1 pseudogene is annotated in these 491 nt (G+C 44.8%); it reads right to left on the bottom strand.

From position 1 onward, the window contains the following. Positions 1-281 (bottom strand): annotated as a pseudogene (locus P20311_RS12955) (IS21 family transposase); the annotation flags it as partial. Between the last annotated feature and the right edge of the window lie 210 nt (positions 282-491).

Here is a 491-nt window from a genome sequence, read left to right as displayed (position 1 = left end):
CCCGTTAATTCTTTTCGAATGGCTGGCCAATCTGGCACTTCAAATCGCTGGGATGGCCGAGTGTCGGCGCGAGGATAGAACTGACTAGCAAGCACAGAATCATCAAGCTCGTCGGGCAGTGGCCAACTTAACGATAAAGCTCTGGCTTTAGTGAGTAGTTTTTGAATACCACCGACACTGATCTTAGTGCTGGCACTTATTTTTCTGACACTGAGTTGGGCAGCAAAATGTAGCCTCAACACTTCTCGAATTTTACGCATTGTGATCCTCTTAGTCGCCATATCCCTTCCTCAGTAATACAAAAAGGAAATAGCTTAACAAAGTAATTAATAATCAATGCGTTGAAATTGTACTGGTTTGGTGTGAACACCGATTCCGGAAAATCAGTCAAAAGTGTTCACGATAAAACCGGAATGAGCGTTCACGCTAAAACCAGAACGGGTGTTCACGATGGGCCGGAATCACTGTTCACGATGCTCCGGAATATGCAA

The organism is Pseudoalteromonas sp. BSi20311, from assembly GCF_000239875.1.
Taxonomy (GTDB): Bacteria; Pseudomonadota; Gammaproteobacteria; order Enterobacterales; family Alteromonadaceae; genus Pseudoalteromonas.
The sequence above is the reverse complement of the archived record's forward strand: the minus strand, read 5'-3'. Positions and strand labels throughout refer to the sequence as shown.